General features: G+C 62.7%; 11 protein-coding genes and 1 pseudogene. All 12 read right to left on the bottom strand.

What is annotated here, in order from left to right; genetic code table 11:
- Positions 1 to 2,524 (bottom strand): annotated as a pseudogene (locus APH34_RS25900) (DUF748 domain-containing protein); the annotation flags it as partial.
- Positions 2,525 to 2,603: 79 nt separating this feature from the next.
- The gene (locus APH34_RS25895) at positions 2,604 to 3,473 is read right to left on the bottom strand and encodes an oxygenase MpaB family protein (protein ID WP_054903522.1); all 870 of its coding nucleotides are present in this window, start codon (positions 3,471 to 3,473) and stop codon (positions 2,604 to 2,606) included.
- A gap of 42 nt (positions 3,474 to 3,515) precedes the next feature.
- Complete coding sequence (acs, locus tag APH34_RS25890) at positions 3,516 to 5,450, bottom strand: acetate--CoA ligase (RefSeq protein WP_054903521.1); 1,935 nt, start codon at positions 5,448 to 5,450, stop codon at positions 3,516 to 3,518.
- 132 nt (positions 5,451 to 5,582) lie between these two features.
- Positions 5,583 to 7,247, bottom strand: coding sequence for a glucose-6-phosphate isomerase (gene pgi / locus APH34_RS25885; RefSeq protein ID WP_054903520.1), 1,665 nt, complete (start codon positions 7,245 to 7,247; stop codon positions 5,583 to 5,585).
- Between the two features lie 144 nt (positions 7,248 to 7,391).
- A complete protein-coding gene (gene panC / locus APH34_RS25880) occupies positions 7,392 to 8,255 on the bottom strand; it encodes a pantoate--beta-alanine ligase (RefSeq protein ID WP_054903519.1) in 864 nt (287 codons plus the stop codon).
- Positions 8,252 to 9,052, bottom strand: a complete 801-nt coding sequence (gene panB, locus APH34_RS25875) for a 3-methyl-2-oxobutanoate hydroxymethyltransferase (RefSeq protein ID WP_054903518.1) — start codon at positions 9,050 to 9,052, stop codon at positions 8,252 to 8,254. Before panB ends, panC begins: the two co-directional genes overlap by 4 nt.
- A 251-nt stretch (positions 9,053 to 9,303) precedes the next feature.
- Positions 9,304 to 9,783 carry a 2-amino-4-hydroxy-6-hydroxymethyldihydropteridine diphosphokinase gene (folK, locus tag APH34_RS25870; protein WP_054903517.1) on the bottom strand — a complete coding sequence of 160 codons (480 nt, stop codon included), beginning with the start codon at positions 9,781 to 9,783 and terminating at the stop codon, positions 9,304 to 9,306.
- Entirely contained in the window at positions 9,780 to 11,168 is a 1,389-nt protein-coding gene (locus tag APH34_RS25865) for a polynucleotide adenylyltransferase PcnB (RefSeq protein WP_054903516.1), read from the bottom strand. Before APH34_RS25865 ends, folK begins: the two co-directional genes overlap by 4 nt.
- Before the next feature lie 791 nt (positions 11,169 to 11,959).
- Positions 11,960 to 13,396, bottom strand: coding sequence for a sigma-54 dependent transcriptional regulator (locus APH34_RS25860; RefSeq protein WP_054903515.1), 1,437 nt, complete (start codon positions 13,394 to 13,396; stop codon positions 11,960 to 11,962).
- A 4-nt stretch (positions 13,397 to 13,400) separates the two neighbouring features.
- Positions 13,401 to 16,376 (bottom strand): sensor histidine kinase, encoded by a 2,976-nt coding sequence (locus APH34_RS25855; RefSeq protein WP_176515047.1) that lies wholly within the window; start codon positions 16,374 to 16,376, stop codon positions 13,401 to 13,403.
- On the bottom strand, positions 16,360 to 16,536 hold the full coding sequence (locus APH34_RS29420) for a hypothetical protein (protein WP_003250005.1): 177 nt from the start codon (positions 16,534 to 16,536) through the stop codon (positions 16,360 to 16,362). Before APH34_RS29420 ends, APH34_RS25855 begins: the two co-directional genes overlap by 17 nt.
- Before the next feature lie 135 nt (positions 16,537 to 16,671).
- Positions 16,672 to 17,559, bottom strand: coding sequence for a tRNA glutamyl-Q(34) synthetase GluQRS (gene gluQRS, locus APH34_RS25845; protein ID WP_054903513.1), 888 nt, complete (start codon positions 17,557 to 17,559; stop codon positions 16,672 to 16,674).
- Positions 17,560 to 17,618: the final 59 nt, after the last annotated feature.

Genomic DNA, 17,618 nt, shown 5'->3' with positions numbered 1-17,618 from the left:
TCAACGGGCCATCACTGCTCTGGGCGCTGGTGCCCTCGATCTCCAGGCGCAGTTCTGGGCGTTCCTTGAGGGCCGAGGCGAGCTTGTCCAGCGCCGACTGCGCATCGGCGCTGAGCTCGCTGGAGCCCGGGGTGAAAGCCACGTTGCCGAGGTCTTGCGAATCACCACCGGCAATCAACCCGCCGATGAACTTGAACGGCGCCTGGGCGGCGCGCAGCACCAGGTTGCGCAGGGTTTGCCAGACGATCGGCATCACGCTGAACTGTGGGTTGTTGAGGTCGCCCGTCACCGGCAGCTCGATCGAGATCTTGCCTTCGGTGTCCTTGAGCAGTGCTACCGCCAGACGAATCGGCAAATCTACCGCATCCGGGCTGTCGACCTTCTCGCCCAGTTGCAACTGCTCGACGACCACCTTGTTTTCGGCCTTGAGCTGGCCGTTGGTGATCAGGTAGTGCAAGTCGAGGTTCAGGCGGCCTTTGCGGATGCGGAAGCCGGCGAACTTGCCGGAGTAGGGCGTCAGCGTGGTCAGTTCGACGCGCTTGAAGCTGGTGGCGATGTCCAGGCTGGCCAGCGGGTTGAACGGGTTAAGCGCGCCCTTGATCGTGACCGGCGCATAACGGTCGACCTTGCCTTTCACGTCCACCTTGGCCGGTGCCGGTTTGCGGTTGTCGAGGGTGCCGATCTGGCCATTGAGCTGCTGAATGGCGGTGGCGAAGTTGGGGGTCAGGGTAAGGTCGGCGAAGTTGGCCGAGCCATCGTTGATGTTGATCTGGCCAATGTGAATGCCCAGCGGCTTGCTGGCCGTGGCACTGGCGGGGGGGCTCTTCGCTGAGGCAGGCGCCCCGGCTGGCTGCGGGATCAGCAGGTCATCGACACTGGTGGTGCGATCCTCGTTGATGATGAAGCGCGCATACGGCTGCAGCAGCGTTACCTTGTCGATGGTGAGCGCATCGCCATGTACGTAGGACAGACCATCGACATCGACCTGCTGCCATTTGACGAAATCACGGCCCTTGATGGTGTCCAGGGTGTGCAGTTGGTTGACTTGCGCCTTGCCGGCCACGGTAAACGCCAATGGCTCTGTGCGCTTGAGGTCGACCTTGAGATCGCTGTCGAGCATGCCGCTGCGCAGCTCGAGGCGGATGAACGGGCTGAGGTAGGCCTGGGCGATGCGCAGGTCGATATCACGGGTGCTGACATCCAGTTTGGCGGTGACCGGGGCCAGGTTGACTTGGCCTGCGGCCTGCAGTTTGCCCTGCTTGCCAATGCCGGTGTCAAGCTTGAGGGTGAAGGGCGACTGGTTGAGGCTGTCGAAGCCCTGCATGTCGACGTTCAGTGGCCCGACGTCCAGCGCTACCGGCTCTTTCTGGCTGCGGTCGGCCAGGTGCACCTGGTAGTTGCGCAGTTGTACGTCCTTGAGCAGTACTTGCCAAGGCTTGCTCGGTTCCTTGGCGGCCTTCTCTTCGGGTGTAGGCTCGGCGGCCGCTGGTTCGGCTTTTTCCTTTGATGTTGCCTTGGCGGGCTGGCTGGCAAACAGCTTCTGCCAGTCGAGCTGGCCATCCTGCTCCAGCGCTGCCCAGGTTTCGAGTTTTTCGCTGCGGACCTTGCCCACTGTGACCAACTGCTTGGCCAGGTCGATGGAGGTTTCGCTCACCTCCAGATTGGCCAGGCGGGCCAGCGGCCGACCATCGGGTGCCTTGATGGCGAAGGGCGCGACGCGCACGGAGGTATTGTTCAGCAGTAGCTCGGTTTCTTTGGACAGGTTGAGCGTGTAGTGGGTATCGAGGTTGACCACGCCGTCTTCCAATACCAGCGGCACGGCGTCGCGCACGTAAGGCTAGAACAGCTTCATCTTGGCGTCGGTGACTTTCAAGGTGCCTTGCGAGGCGATCGGCGCAAGGCTCAGTGTGCCGCTCCAGTCGATACGCCCGCCGTTGGGGCCGTTCGCCACCAGGGTCATGTCGGCATTGTCATCGGGCAGTGTGCTGAGGTTCTTCAGCTCCAGATTCATGTCGTCGTAGAGGAACTCGATTGGCTCGCTCGGGCGCTGGTCGGCAAAATGCAGGTAGCCACCGTTGAGCTTGATACTGCCGATCCGCAAGGGGAACGGGTCGGAGGGAGGCGCCTCAGGCTTGGGTTCGCTGGCCGGCAGCTTGAACAGCTGGGTCAGGTTGAGGGTGCCGTCCTTGGCGAACAGCACCTCGTTGCGTGGTTTGTCGAGTTCTACGGCCTGCAGGTGCAGGGCGCCGGTCCACACGCTGTCGAGGGCCAGGTTGGCGTACAGCCGCTCGACACCGACTTGCTCTTTGCCGGGCTCGCCGATCTGCAGGCCCCACAGGGTCAGCTCGAGGCTGAACGGGTTGAATTCGATGCGTTGCAGATGCGCCGGCACCGTGGCGTATTGCGCCAACTGCTGGTTGGCGATGCGCAGGCCGACACCGGGAAGAATGAGGAAGCCAAGCAGGCTGTATAGGGCCACGAGAGCCAGCATGGCGCCAAGGGCGCGAGTCAATCCTTTGTACATGTGTCGCTTCGTCTGTCTAAGCCGGAGTGCTTGGAGTATGGCACGTTAAATCGGTTCCGCTCAGGCGGCCATTTTCGCCTCAATCGATGCCCATGCGCCGCCGCGCCCGATGCGCTGAGCCATCGCGCATGGCCCAGCGCAGCACTGGCGCGGTGCGCTTGAGGCCGAGGCGGATCATGTGCCGCTGCAGCATACCTTGTTGCAGGCCGAGCATTGCCTGCGCCCAGTCAGGCAACAAATCGATGCCCGCACGCAACATCAGCTTGCCCACAGGTTCGGCCAGGCGACTGGGGGCGGGAGCTGCAAGCAGGACTTCGACGACTTCCAGGCTACGTGCATCGCATTGCAGTTGTGAGCGCATGCGCTGCAAATACGCTTCGACCTGCAGGCATGAGCGGGGGACGTCCCGGGCACCGAGGCGTTCCGCGATCAGCGCCACTTCATCGTAATAGGCATCCTGGTCGGCGCGCGAGAGCTGTGGGTTGCGATAGCGCAGGTGGGCAGCCAGGAAGCTGCTCACTTCGGCCACGTGCACCCAGGTCAGCAGGTCGGGGTCGCTGGCCGCATAGGGGCGGCCATCGAGCGCTGTTCCGGTCACCTGCAGATGAATGGTGCGCACCTTCTCGAGCAACCACTCGGCATCGCGGGTCGAGCCGAACGTGGTGCCGGAAATGAACTGGCTGGTACGGCGCAGGCGGCCGAGCAGGTCCTGGCGGAAATTCGAATGGTCCCATACACCGGCCAAGGCCAGGGGGTGCAGCAGTTGCAGGAGCAGGGCGCTGATGCCGCCGACCAGCATGCTGGGGAAGTCGCCATGCACCCGCCAGCTCATGCTGTGCGGGCCAAACAGGCCAGGGTCGCCTTTGGGAGACTCCAGGTCGAGCTGGCCGAGGGCCAGCCCTGTAAGGCTCATGACCTGGGTTTCGATGCGGCGACGTAGAGCTTCCATGGCGACCTGCTGTTCAGGGCGGCCATGAACATCTGCCGCCAGCTATTGATTGAGGCGTTTGTCGATCAACCCCTGCACCACACTCGGGTCGGCCAGGGTCGACGTATCGCCCAGGCTGTCCAGCTCGTTGCAGGCGATCTTGCGCAGTATACGCCGCATGATCTTGCCCGAGCGGGTCTTGGGCAAGGCCGGCGCCCACTGGATCAGCTCTGGCTTGGCGAAACTGCCGATCTCCTTGCTCACCAGCGCCAACAGCTCGGCCTTGAGCGCGTCGTCGGGAGTCACCCCGTTCATGGTGGTGACAAAGGCATACACACCCTGGCCCTTGAGGTCATGGGGGTAACCGACCACTGCAGCTTCGGCCACGCTGTCGTGCAGCACCAGTGCGCTTTCTACTTCGGCCGTGCCGATGCGGTGGCCGGACACATTGATCACGTCATCAATGCGGCCGGTGATCCAGTAGTCGCCGTCAGCATCGCGGCGCGCTCCGTCTCCGGTGAAGTAATAACCGGGCAGAGGTTTGAAGTAGGTGTCGACCATGCGTTGATGGTCGCCATAGACGCTGCGGATCTGGCCTGGCCAGCTGGCCTTGATCGCCAGCAGACCCGCGCCGGGGCCTTCGATGAGCTTGCCTTTTTCGTCCAGCAGCACCGGTTGTACACCGAACATGGGCTGGGTGGCACAACCGGGCTTGAGCCTCAGTGTCCCGGGCAGGGGCGTGAGCATGATGCCGCCGGTTTCGGTCTGCCACCAGGTGTCGACGATGGGGCAGCGTTTTTGCCCCACGTCCTCGAAGTACCATTCCCAGGCCTCCGGGTTGATCGGTTCGCCGACGGTGCCGAGCAGTCGCAAACTCTTGCGCGAGGTACCCTGCAGTGGCCCGGAGCCTTCGCGCATCAGTGCGCGCAGGGCAGTGGGGGCAGTGTAGAAGATGTTCACCTGGTGCTTGTCCACCACCTGCCAGAAGCGCGAGGTGTCCGGGTAGTTGGGCACGCCTTCGAACATCAGTGAAATCGCGCCGTTGGCCAATGGTCCATAGACGATGTAGCTGTGGCCGGTGACCCAGCCGACATCAGCGGTACACCAGAACACCTCTGCTTCGCGGTAGTCGAATACCACTTTGAAGGTCAAGGTCGCCTGCAGCAGGTAACCGGCGGTGGTGTGCAACACGCCCTTGGGTTTGCCGGTGCTGCCGGAGGTATAAAGGATGAACAGTGGGTCTTCGGCCTCCATCGGCTCCGGGGGGCAGTTGTCGCCGGCCTTTTCCGTCACCGTGTGGTACCAGAGGTCGCGGCCCTCGCTCCAGGCGACCTCGGCGCCGGTGCGGCGTACCACGAACACGCTACTGACGCTGGGGCAACTGGCCAGGGCCTTGTCGACGTTCTGCTTCAGGGGGATGCGTTTGCCGCCACGCACGCCCTCATCGGCGGTGATCACGGTACGGCAGTCGGCATCCAGAATACGGTCGCGCAGCGCGTCGGGGGAGAAGCCGCCAAACACCACTGAGTGGATGGCGCCAATGCGGGTGCAGGCCAGCATGGCGTAGGCAGCTTCGGGGATCATCGGCATGTAGATGCACACCCGGTCGCCTTTCTTCACCCCGCGCGCCTTCAAGGCATTCGCCAGGCGGCAGACCTGGCGGTGCAGTTCGCGGTAGCTGATGGCTTTGGCGTCGTCAGGCGCGTCACCTTCCCACAGCAATGCCGTCTGCTCGCCGCGGCTGGCCAGGTGGCGGTCGATACAGTTGTAGCTCACGTTGAGCTGGGCACCGTCGAACCAGCGGGCCTTGCCAGACGTGAGGTCGCACTGTTGAACGCTTGTCCAGGGCTTGATCCAGTCCAGGCGCTTGGCCTGTTCGGCCCAGAAGGCGTCGGGGTCTTCGATCGACTGGCGGTAGAGGCGGCGGTAATCGTCGTCGGTGAGGGCAGCGCCCTGGCTGACAGCCAGGGCCTGGGGGTAGTCGCGGATATCGAACATGGCAGGTGGTCCTTTGCTCTTGTAGGGGCGATGGACTGCAACGGCTATTCGATTGGACAGTGTAGCTGGAAGCGGTGTTCCTTCGGTGCCGCCCTCTTCGCGAGCAAGCCAGATGGCGAAGAGGGCAGCCGGTCAGCCGCGATGACGGCCGCGGAAGTAGTTGATCAGACCTTGGGTCGAGCCATCTTCAGCGCTCTCTTCCAGGCTGCCAACCAGGCGCTGGTACACACCCTTGCCCAACTCCTTGCCCAGCTCCACACCCCATTGGTCGAAGGCATTGATGCCCCAGATCACGCTTTGCACGAAGACCTTGTGCTCGTACATCGCCACCAGCGCACCCAGGCGGCGTGGGCTGATGCGTTCGACCACCAGGGTGTTGCTCGGGCGGTTGCCCGGGATCACCTTGTGCGGTGCGAGTTTCTCGATGTCGGCTTCGTTCAGGCCCTTCTGACGCAGCTCAGCCTCGGCTTCCTCGCGGGTCTTGCCGAGCATCAGTGCCTGGCTCTGCGACAGGCAGTTGGCGTACAGCCACTGATGATGGTCGGCTACCGGGTTGAAGCTGACCACCGGGACGATGAAGTCCGCCGGAATCAGTTGCGTGCCTTGATGCAGCAGCTGGTGGTAGGCATGCTGGCCGTTGCAGCCAACGCCACCCCAGATCACTGGGCCGGTATCGGTCTTCACCGGCGTGCCATCCTGCAGCACGCTCTTGCCGTTGGACTCCATGTCCAGTTGCTGCAGGTGCTTGGTGATGTTACGCAGGTAATGGTCGTACGGCAGGATCGCGTGGCTCTGGGCGCCCCAGAAGTTGCCGTACCAGACGCCCAGCAGGGCCAGCAGTACTGGCATGTTCTCGTCGAACGGCGCGGTCTGGAAATGCTGGTCCATGGTGTAGGCACCGGACAGCAGTTCCTTGAAGTTGGCCGTGCCGATGGCCAGGGCGATCGGCAGGCCGATGGCCGACCACAGCGAATACCGCCCGCCCACCCAGTCCCACATCGGGAAGATGTTCTCTTCGCGGATGCCGAAGGCCACGGCGGCGGCCTTGTTGCTGGATACGGCGATGAAATGGCGATACAGCTCGGCTTCCGAACCGCCCTGGGCCAGGTACCAGGTACGCGCGGCCATGGCGTTCTTCAGGGTCTCGAGGGTATTGAACGACTTCGACGAGACGATGAACAAGGTGGTTTCGGCGCGCAGGCTGGCCGACAGCTCATGGAATTCGCTGCCGTCGATGTTGGCCAGGTAATGGCAGCGCACGCCACGCTGGGCGTAGGGGAGCAGGGCTTCGGACACCAGCTCCGGGCCGAGGAACGAGCCGCCGATGCCGATGTTGACCACGTCGGTGATTGGCTTTTCGCTGTAGCCGCGCCATAGGCCGTCGTGAATCCGGCCGACCAGTTCGGTGATCTGGTTGAGTACCTTGTGTACCTCGGGCATCACGTTGACGCCGTTGACGCTGAGCTTGTCGCCCACCGGCCGGCGCAATGCCGTGTGCAGGACCGGACGGCCCTCCGAGGCGTTGATGATCTCACCGCTGAACATCGTCTTGATCGCCTCCTGCAGGCCGGCTTGGTCGGCCAGGTTCACCAGGAGGTCGCGGGTCTGTTCGGTGATCAGGTTTTTCGAATAGTCGAGGAACAGGCCGCAGCTGCTCAGCGAAAACTCATTGAAGCGGTTGGCATCGGCGGCGAAGGCTTCGCGCATGCTGAAATTCTGCATGGCGTCGCGGTGCTGCTGGAGAGCCTGCCAGGCAGGCAGGGCCGTAACATCGTGGGGTGTACGGTAATACGCCATTGCGCAGAATTCCTTGGTGCGTGGTGGTGCTTGGACATGGCAGTCATTGCCGGGTTCAGGCTGGCCCTCATTATAGGCAATGGGCACGCACAGGGAATGGGTATGGCGGGGGGATTTTGAAGGGGCGCGTTGCGCCCCAAGGCATCATGCGGTCTTTTCGTCCAGATGCAGGTACAGGTTGTCGATCAACCGTGTGTTCCCCAGGTAGGCGGCCGCCAGGATCACCAGGTCACGGTCATCGAACAGGGCCGGGCGCAGTGTCAGTGCATGGCGCACTTCCAGGTAGTCTGGGCGCAGGCCTGCGGCCGTCAGCTGTGCCTGCCCTTGGGCAATCAGCGCAGCAAAGTCGCGCTGACCACGGCCGATGGCCTCGCCGATCTGCTTCAGCGTGCGATAAACCACCGGTGCGGTGGCGCGCTGTTCCGGCGTCAGGTAACCGTTGCGCGAGGACAGGGCGAGGCCGTCCTCGGCGCGCACGGTGGGTTCACCGATGATCTGGATCGGCATGTTCAGGTCGCGCACCATGGCGCGGATCACCGCCAATTGCTGGTAGTCCTTTTCACCCAAAACGGCGAGGTCTGGCTGCACCATGTTGAACAGCTTGCTGACCACCGTTGCCACACCCTCGAAATGCCCGGGCCGGCTGGCGCCACACAGGCCCTCGGACAGTTGGGGCACACTGACGCGGGTTTGTACTGCCATGCCGTCGGGGTACATTTCCTCGACAGTGGGCGCGAACAGCAGGTTGCAACCCGCCTGGAGCAGGCGCTCCTGATCGGCGGCGAGTGTGCGCGGGTATTTGTCGAGGTCTTCGTTGGCACCGAACTGCAACGGGTTGACGAAGATACTGGCAACGACGAAGTCGGCGCGCTGCGCCGCTTTTGTCACCAGGGCCGCGTGGCCGCTGTGCAGGTTGCCCATGGTGGGCACGAAGCCGATGCGCTTGCCCTCGCTGCGGGCGCGGGCCACGGCGGCGCGCAGCTCACGGACGGTCTTGACTGTGTTCATGCGCTGAATCCGTGTTCGCTCGCAGGGAAACTCACGTCCTTTACTGCTTTGACGTAGGCCTCAAGGGCGCTCTGGATGTTTGGTTGGCCAGCCATGAAGTTCTTCACGAACTTGGGTACTCTGCCGCTCAATGAAAGGCCAAGCATGTCGTGCAGGACCAGTACCTGGCCATCGGTCGCGCTGCCGGCTCCAATGCCGATTACCGGGATGTTCACTGCCTGGGTGATTTCTGCCGCCAGCTCGCTGGGCACGCATTCGAGCAGCAGCATCGCCGCGCCCGCCTGCTCAAGGGCAATGGCATCGGCACGCATCTGCCGCGCCTGGGCTTCCTGGCGCCCTTGTACTTTGTAGCCGCCCAGCACATTGACGGTTTGCGGGGTCAGGCCCATGTGCGCGCACACGGGCACACCACGCTCGGCCAGCAGGCGGATGGTTTCGCCCAGCCAGGCGGCGCCTTCGAGCTTGATCATGTGGGCGCCGGCCTGCATCAGCGTGGCGCAGTTGGCAAAAGCCTGCTCTGGCGTGGCGTGGGCCATGAACGGCAGATCGGCAAGAATCAGCGCGCCGTCATTGCCACGCTTGACGCAGGCCGTGTGGTAGGCCATTTCCGCGGTAATGACGGGCAATGTGCTGTCATGGCCCTGCAGGACCATGCCCAGCGAGTCGCCCACCAGCAACACTTCGACGCCGGCCTGGCTGGCAGCCTTGGCAAAGGTCGCGTCGTAGCAGGTCAGCATGGTGATCTTTTCACCCTTGGCCTTGAGGCCGTGCAGGGTGGTCAGGGTTACTTCAGGCATGTAGGAAAATCCTCGTTCAGGCGCTGTGAAAAACGACTGCAAACAACGCGTGTAGTCATCTTCCGGAGCGGCACATCATCGTATGTGATGTTCGGGTACAGGTCCGTCCGGGCCTAAATACGGGTGTGCGGCACTTTGCTGCCACACGGGACGCCTATAGTCGTGAGCGAGGTGGGGGAAGTCAATCACCCTGTTACCGCATTGTTACTAACAGGGTGTTACTGGCGTTACCTAGAGCCGGAACGCCCGAATTACAAGCGTTCCAGCCCGACGAATGGGCACGCCTGGAGCAACTGGGCGAGGGTGCGGCCATCGGCCAGCTGGAAGTCGTGCGACACCAGTTCGGCCAGCGGGTACAGGACGAAGGGGCGAGCGTGCATGTGGTAGTGCGGCACTTGCAGACGCGGCACGTCGATCACCTGATGGCCGAACAGCAGGATATCCAGGTCCAGCGTGCGCGGCCCCCAGCGTTCCTTGCGCACGCGGCCCTGATCATTCTCGATGGCCTGCAGGGCGTCGAGCAGGGCCAGCGGCTCAAGCGAGGTGTCGAGCGCGGCAACGGCGTTGGTGTAGCGCGGTTGGCCCGGCAGCAGCGAGTCGCTGGTGTACAAGGCCGAGGCGGCCGCCAGGCGGGTGCCGTCGATCTGGTCCAGCGCCTGCAAGGCGCTGCGCAACTGCTCCGTTGGCTGGTCCAGGTTGCTGCCCAAGCCAATGTAGGCGCGGGTGGTCACTCAAACGCCTCGTCACCGCTGCGCTTGCGTTTGCTGCCAGTGCGCTTGCGTTTGCGCGGGCCGGTGCCGGTGGCCTCATCACGGCTGCCCAGCTCGCGGATCATCTCGCGCCGTTCACTGTCGTTGGCATCCTGATAGTCGGTCCACCACTGGCCGAGGTCGTCGGTTTCTTCACCGGCGCTCTCGCGCAGCAACAGGAAGTCGTAGCCAGCGCGGAAGCGCGGGTTGTCCAGCAGCACGTCAGCACGCTTGCCGCTGCGCCGTGGCAGACGCTCCTGCATATCCCAGATTTCGCGGATCGGCAGGGTGAAGCGCTTCGGAATGGCAATGCGTGCGCACTGTTCGGCGATCAGGTCGTGGGCGGCGCCGTTCATGGCCGGGATCGGCGGCACGCCTTGGTTCTGCAGGTGCAGCACGCGGCTTGGCAGGGCAGGCCAAAGCAGGGCAGCGAACAGGAAGGCGGGTGTTACCGGCTTGCCTTGCTTTACCCGCAGGTCCGTATTGCTCAGCGCCTGGCTGATCAGGGTATGGGTATAGGTCGGGCGCTCTTCCAGCGCCTGCGCGCTGGCTGGGAACAGGGGCTCGAACAACTCCAGGTCGACCAGCATTTCGAAGGCGATGGCACCCTGGCCGGAAAGGAACAGCTTGAGGCATTCCTCGAACAGCCGCGCGGGCGGAATTTCACGCAGCAGCGGGGCAAGCCCGCGGATCGGCTGATAGGTGTGCTTCTCGATGCCGAAGTCCAGCTTGGCGGCAAAACGTACCGCACGCAGCATCCGCACCGGGTCTTCCTGGTAGCGGTGGGTCGGGTCGCCGATCAGGCGCAACAGGCGGTTGCGGATGTCAGGCACGCCGTTGGCGTAGTCGAGGATGCGCTCGCTGACGGGGTCGTAATACAGGGCATTGATGGTGAAGTCGCGGCGTTGTGCGTCTTCTTCCAGGCTGCCGTATACGTTGTCACGCAGGATGCGGCCACTGGCATTGTGCGACGAACGGTGGCTGTCGCCCTGGTCGTCTTCGGAATGATGGGCGCGGAAGGTGGCCACTTCGATGATCTCACGGCCAAAATGCACGTGGACCAGCTTGAAGCGGCGGCCGATGATGCGCGCATTGCGGAACTCGGCACGCACCTGTTCAGGGGTGGCGCTGGTGGCGACGTCGAAGTCTTTGGGCGTGATACCCAGCAGCAGGTCGCGGACACAGCCACCGACCAGATAAGCCTGGTAACCCGCGCTTTGCAGGCGCTCGACGATGTTCACCGCGTGGCGGCTGAACTGCTGGCGTTGCAGCGAGTGTTGGTTCTTGTTGATCACCTCAGGCGTGGTGCGCTTGTGGTGCTGGCCCGGTACGGGAGGGCGGAAAGACTGGAACAGCTTCTTCAGCATGGGATGCACTGTGTGAAGGAATGTTCGGCCAAGAATAGGAGAATGGCCGCATGATGGGCGGGGATTCTAGCATTTACTCGGGGAATGGTGTAGGCGGTAGCAGGATGGCCTGCCAGAAGGGAGAAACGACAAGGGGAGCCTAAGCTCCCCAAGAAGTCGTTGCGTGCTCTTATTGTTTTTTTACCGGGCTTCTTGTTTTTGTTGAGTGCCCTGCCCACAAATCTAAACGCTTGTGGACGACCCCCAAATCAGGGGTAAAGAGCAAACGGATTGCTTTGGTCGCTGATGTCACGTTGATCATTCGATCCAACCAGTTCAGGCGCTGCTTTTTAGTGCAGTTTTTGTTGTTCTCTGCCTGGTCGTGGGGCAAGCCCCAAACACGCATCCTCTCCAAAAGAATCAGTTAGCTGCGCCTCCGCCGTCTTGTTTTTATTGTGCGTGAGCCGTTTCGTCTTGTTCTTATTCTGGGTTGCAGTGCTTGTTATTGTTTTTGTACTAAGCATATAGCAGGGTGCGTGCCAACTTTTCGAAACCCAATGAAATCAAGGGGTTGGGCGGATTTGGCAAAATCGAAGGGCTGGGAAATGCCGAAATTTCGTTACCGTATGCCTCGGAACTGTTACGGCAGCGAGGGGTGGGTAACAGATTGCTGCGCAAACTGGTGTGTTACCTCGGGGCCAGAGTCCTGGGCCCTTGCGCAAGTAAACCCGCCTCCACAGGTCTGCCACCGTTTTCGGGGGCAGTGGTGTACCTGTGGAAGCGGGTTTATCCGCAGCGAGGCCCGGCAGGGGTCACTCGCTGGTCGCGTTGCTCTTGCGCCGCGGGATGCCCAGGCGCTGACGCCGTTCCCACAGGCACTTGCGGCTGACACCCAGCTTGCGGGCCAGCTCGGTTTCGGTCATGTGGTCCTGGTGCTCAAGCACGAAGTGCTGGAAGTAATCCTCCAGCGACAGGTCCTCAGTGGGCTCATGGCTGGCATTATTGGCGCTGGCCAGTGCCAGTGTGCTGTCGAGGATGTCGTCGTCTTCCAGATCGCTCAGCTCAATATCGATGCCCAGCAGTTCGGCGGAAATTTCTGCGCTCTCGCTGAGAATCACTGCACGCTCCACAGCGTTCTCCAGTTCCCGCACGTTACCTGGCCAGCTGTAATGGCGGATGGCTTGCTCAGCCTCCGCGGAGAAGTGCAGATCGTCACGACCAATGCGGGCACTCTGGCGGGCCAGAAACGCATTGGCGATCTCGTTGACGTCGCTGCCGCGCTCACGCAGGGCTGGCAACTTCAGGGCGATGACATGCAGGCGGTAATAAAGGTCTTCGCGGAACTGCCCGGCCTTGGCCAGGTTTTTCAGGTCACGGTGGGTCGCGGCGATCAGGCGCACGTCGACCTTTTGCGACTGCACTGAACCCACCCGGCGGATTTCACCTTCCTGCAGCACGCGCAACAGCCGGGCCTGAGCCTCAAGGGGCAGCTCGCCGATTTCGTCGAGGAACAGCGTGCCGCCATCCGCGGCCTCCACCAGGCCGGCGCGCCCGGCGCTGGCGCCGGTGAACGCGCCTTTCTCATGGCCGAACAGTTCCGACTCGATCAGGGTTTCGGGGATGGCCGCGCAGTTCACCGAGATCATCGGTGCCTTGGCCCGGCGTGACAGGTTGTGAAGCGCGCGGGCGACCAGTTCCTTGCCGGTACCGGACTCACCCTGGATGAGGACGTTGGAGTCGGTAGGCGCCACCTTGCGAATCTTGCTGTACATGTCCTGCATCGGCGGGCACGAACCGATGATGCCGATCTCGCCATTGGCAGACGCCGGTGTGCCTTTGTCGGCTGCTGGCTTGCCGTTGGCGCGAGGCTCGGCGACCGTGGCAGGCGCCGGGGCGTTCTGCCGATCACGCAGGATACGCGCCACCGCCTGAAGCATCTCGTCGTGGTCGAAGGGCTTGGCAATGTAGTCCACTGCGCCCATTTTCATGGAGTCCACCGCCGAACGCAGGCTGGCGTAGCTGGTCATGATCAGCACCGGGGTGCCTTGGCCCAGCTTGATCAGTTCAGTGCCCGGTGCGCCGGGCAGGCGCAGGTCGCTGACGATCAGGTCGAAGGTGGCAATGCTGAAGCGTTCCTGGGCTTCCTGCACCGAGCCGGCTTCGCTGACCTGGTACTGGTTCCGCTCAAGCAAACGTCGCAAGGCCGAGCGGATGATGGTTTCGTCTTCGACGATCAGAATATGCGGCATTGATTCAATTCTCTCGACGGTCTCGAATTTCAGGGGACGTCGCTACGACATGCCGGGGCAGGGTCACGCGGATCCGTGTGCCACGTTGCCGTTCGATGTCGGCCGGGCTGTCGATGGTGATTTGCCCATAATGCTCTTCCACGATGGAATAGACCAGAGCGAGGCCCAGTCCGGTGCCTTCGCCTGGGTCCTTGGTGGTGAAGAACGGTTCGAACAGGCGGTCCATGATGCTCTTGGGTATCCCGCTGCCCTCGTCCTCGACGATCAGGTCGACGGTATGCTCGTTCACTTCGCTGCGCACTCGCACGGCACTGCCGGGTGGGGAGGCGTCGCGGGCGTTGGAGAGCAGGTTGATCAGCACCTGGGCGAGGCGCTGCGGGTCGCCCTCGGCCCAATGTTCCGGGTCGCATAGGTTGAAGAACTGTACTTCGAAATTGCGCCGGTTCAACGCCAACAGACCGATGGCATCCTGTGCCACTTCGGCCAGGCAGACGGGCTCTTCACTGTTCTGGTGGCTGCCGCCGGCGTGGGCGAAGCTCATCAACGACTGGACGATGCGCGACACGCGCTTGGTCTGCTCGAGGATCTGGCTGGACAGTTCGGTGATTTCGCCATCCCCTTCACGTTCCTCGCGCAGGTTCTGCGCCAGGCAGGCGATGCCGGTGATCGGGTTGCCGATCTCATGGGCCACGCCCGCCGCAAGCCGGCCGATGCTGGCCAGGCGCTCGGAGTGCACCAGTTTGTCTTCCAGGGCCTGGGTTTCGGTGAGGTCTTCGACCAGCAGCACCAGGCCACTGTTACCTGGTGCCAGTGGCTCGTCGATAGCGGCCTTGTGCAGGTTCAGCCAGCGTGGTTGGCCGTCCAGGGCCAGGCGTTGCTTGTGCAGGTGTTCGTCGGGCACGTTGATGAACCCTTGCAGCAGGCTGCGCCAGGGTTCGCTGATGGTCACCAGGCGTGAGCCGACCACATGCTTGGCGGCGATGCCGGTCAGCTCTTCCATGGCCTTGTTCCACATCAGGATTTCCTGGTCCTTGGCCAGGGAGCAGACGCCCATGGGCAGCTCCTGCAGCGTCTGGCGGTGGTAACGGCGCAAGGCATCGAGCTCGGCGGCCAGGCCGGTCAGGCGCGAGTGGTAGTCTTCCAGGCGGCTTTCGATGAAGTGGATGTCTTCGGTAACGTAGTTTTCGTTACCGGACTTGTAGGGCAGGAAGGTTTCCACCATGTCCTGGGCCACGCTCGGCCCCATCAGCCCCGAAAGGTTGGCTTCGATGCGGTCGCGCAGGCGGCGCAAGGCATACGGGCGACGCTCGTCGAAGGGTAGGTAGAGATCACGCAGGGCCTGTTCGACTTCTTTCTGCGCGGCCTTGGCGCCCAAGGGTTTGGCCAACTGAGTGGCGAACTCCTGGGGCGAGGCGGCATGCAGCTCGCGCCGTTGCGGGCGACGCACGTTGTCCACCGCGCAGGCCTCGGCGGCGCTGACTTCTTCGCTGCTGGCGTTGGTGAACAACGAAATCAGGGTGAACAGCAGGACGTTGGCTGCCAGCGAGGCAATGGCTGCCATGTGCCAGCTGGTGTCGTCGAGCACATAGATCATGTCCAGCAGCGGAATATAGAAGCCTTGCAGGTTGCCCAGCAGGGGCAGCAGCATGGTGACCATCCACACTGCGGTCCCGGCCAGCAGGCCTGCGATGAAGCCGCGGCGGTTGGCCGTGGGCCAATACAGCACCGACAGGACCCCGGGCAAGAACTGCAAGGTCGCGACGAAGGCGACGATGCCCAGGTTGGCCAGGCTCTGGTGGTTGCTTTGGGTGAGGTAGAACATGAAACCGGCGGTAATGATGGCCACGATCAGTGCGCGCCGGGTCCATTTCAGCCAGCGGTAGATGTTGCCTTCGGCCGGTGGCTGATACAGCGGTAGCACCAGGTGGTTGAGGGCCATGCCCGACAGCGCCAGGGTGGTAACGATGATCAGCCCGCTGGCGGCGGAAAGCCCGCCGATGTAGGCCAGCAGTGCCAGTGCCTGGTTGTTGGCGGCAATGCCCAGGCCCAGGGTGAAGTATTCAGGGTTGGTGCTGGCGCCCAAGCGCAGGCCTGCCCACAGCACCAGCGGCACGGCAAGGCTCATGAGCAGCAGGAACAACGGCAGGCCCCAGCTGGCACTGACCAGCGAGCGTGGGTTGAGGTTTTCGGTGAAGGCCATGTGGTACATGTGCGGCATGACGATGGCCGAGGCGAAAAACACCAGCAGTAAGGTGCGCCAGGGGCCTTCCTGCAGTGGCGTGTGCAGCGCGGCCAGGGCGGTCTGGTTCTGCAGCAGCCACACTTCCAGCCCGTGGGGGCCGCCAAACACCCCATACAGGGCATACAGACCGATGCCACCCAGAGCCAGCAGCTTGATGACCGACTCGAAGGCGATGGCGAAGACCAGGCCTTCATGCTTTTCGCGGGTGGCGATATGGCGCGAACCGAAGAAGATGGTGAACAGGATGATCAGCGTACAGAAGGCGAACGCCACCCGGGCCTTGACCGGTTCGCCGGTGAGAATGCTGATCGAGTCGGCGACTGCCTGGATCTGCAAGGCCAGCAGGGGCAGCACACCAATCAGCATGAAAATGGTGGTCAGTGCGCCCGCCCAGGTACTGCGAAAGCGAAAGGCCAGCAGGTCGGCCAGCGACGAAAGCTGGTAGGTGCGGGTGATCTTGAGGATCGGGTACAGCAATACCGGCGCCAGCAGGAAGGCCCCGGACACCCCCAGGTAACAGGCCAGGAACCCATACCCATATTGATACGCCAGGCCCACAGAGCCATAGAAGGCCCACGCACTGGCATAGACCCCGAGCGACAGGGTATAGGTCAGGGGGTGGCGAATGATCGAGCGGGGTATCAGCCCACGTTCGCTGATCCAGGCCACGCCGAACAGGACCATGAGGTACCCGGCGCTGATCAGGATCATCTGGGTGAGGCTAAAGCTCATCGGCATCTCGTTGGCTCTGCAGGATGAAGGTGACGACGATCAGGATCAGCCAGAGCAGGTAGGGGCGGTACCAGGCTCCGGTCGGTTCGATCCACCAGTCCATGATGGCCGGGGAGAACAGGTAGATCCCCACGACCAGAAGCAGGACCAAACGATAGATGTACATGCTGGCCTCGATGGTTGGGCGCTGCGGGCTTGGACTTATTATTGGCGCAAATGGCTGGGGCGATGCTAGCGGGAATCGGTAGGGTTCGCCAAGGGCTTGAAATTATTGGGCTTTTGTTTTTGGGCCAATGCTGCCTCAGTACAAATCAGCCTCAGGCACTGTGGTGCGCTGTGCGATCGCCTGCGGTCGCCACTGCTGCCGCGCTACGGCCAGCACTTGAGCCGGTGTCGCTTTCTCTAATCCAGGGTCAGTTTCCTGGCCCAGCGCCCGCAATGCCCGCAACAGCAACGGCGTTGCCTGGTCTGCCTCGAGCGGTGGCGAGCGGTACGACTTGCCCAGCTTGTGGCCATCGGGCTGAACGATCAGTGGAATATGCAAGTAACGCGGCTGGGCGAAACCCAGCAGTTCCTGCAGGTACAACTGGCGTGGCGTATTGTCGAGCAAATCCGCACCGCGCACGATATCGGTAACACCCTGCCAGGCATCGTCCAGCACCACGGCCAGTTGATAGGCGTAAAGCCCGTCCCGGCGCTGGATGACGAAGTCTCCCACCTCACGGCCCAGGTGCTGCTGGAAGTCACCTTGCACCCGGTCTTTGAAGCGGTAGATCAGTTCGGGCACCCGCAAGCGGATCGCCGCGCCTTCGCGCGCGTGCCCGGCATTGCGGCAAAAGCCCGGATAGATGCCATCGTAGCCCTCGAGTTGCTTGCGCGAGCAGGTACAGGCATAGGCCAGGCCCAGGTTGAACAGGCGGTCCACCACCGCCGCGTACGCGCCGTGACGTTGGCTCTGGTACACCACCTCGCCATCCCACTCCAGCCCGTACCGTTCCAGTGTTTGCAGGATCGCGTCGCGGGCGCCGGGCATTTCCCGAGGCGGGTCGGTGTCTTCCATGCGCAGCAGCCAGCGGCCATTGACCGCGCGAGCGTCGAGCCAGGAGGCGAGGGCTGCGACCAACGAGCCGAAATGCAGGAAGCCGCTGGGTGTGGGGGCGAAGCGCCCGATGTAGGAGGTGTTGTTCATGGGATCGTGCTGGGTCACAAATGAAACGGGGCGCAGATGCGCCCCGTTCGGATGGGAGA

The sequence above is a fragment of the Pseudomonas sp. NBRC 111131 genome, assembly GCF_001320525.1.
GTDB classification, from domain to species: Bacteria; Pseudomonadota; Gammaproteobacteria; order Pseudomonadales; family Pseudomonadaceae; genus Aquipseudomonas; species Aquipseudomonas ceruminis.
This window is presented reverse-complemented; position numbering and strand designations above follow the sequence as displayed.

What these genes read in the sequence shown, in the direction of transcription:
- APH34_RS25895 (WP_054903522.1), bottom strand. Translation starts at nt 3,473, where the DNA reads ATGGAAGCTCTACGTCGCCGCATCGAAACCCAGGTCATGAGCCTTACA.
- panB (WP_054903518.1), bottom strand. Translation starts at nt 9,052, where the DNA reads ATGCCTGAAGTAACCCTGACCACCCTGCACGGCCTCAAGGCCAAGGGT.
- acs (WP_054903521.1), bottom strand. Translation starts at nt 5,450, where the DNA reads ATGTTCGATATCCGCGACTACCCCCAGGCCCTGGCTGTCAGCCAGGGC.
- pgi (WP_054903520.1), bottom strand. Translation starts at nt 7,247, where the DNA reads ATGGCGTATTACCGTACACCCCACGATGTTACGGCCCTGCCTGCCTGG.
- gluQRS (WP_054903513.1), bottom strand. Translation starts at nt 17,559, where the DNA reads ATGAACAACACCTCCTACATCGGGCGCTTCGCCCCCACACCCAGCGGC.
- APH34_RS29420 (WP_003250005.1), bottom strand. Translation starts at nt 16,536, where the DNA reads ATGTACATCTATCGTTTGGTCCTGCTTCTGGTCGTGGGGATCTACCTG.
- APH34_RS25860 (WP_054903515.1), bottom strand. Translation starts at nt 13,396, where the DNA reads ATGCCGCATATTCTGATCGTCGAAGACGAAACCATCATCCGCTCGGCC.
- APH34_RS25855 (WP_176515047.1), bottom strand. Translation starts at nt 16,376, where the DNA reads ATGCCGATGAGCTTTAGCCTCACCCAGATGATCCTGATCAGCGCCGGG.
- panC (WP_054903519.1), bottom strand. Translation starts at nt 8,255, where the DNA reads ATGAACACAGTCAAGACCGTCCGTGAGCTGCGCGCCGCCGTGGCCCGC.
- APH34_RS25865 (WP_054903516.1), bottom strand. Translation starts at nt 11,168, where the DNA reads ATGCTGAAGAAGCTGTTCCAGTCTTTCCGCCCTCCCGTACCGGGCCAG.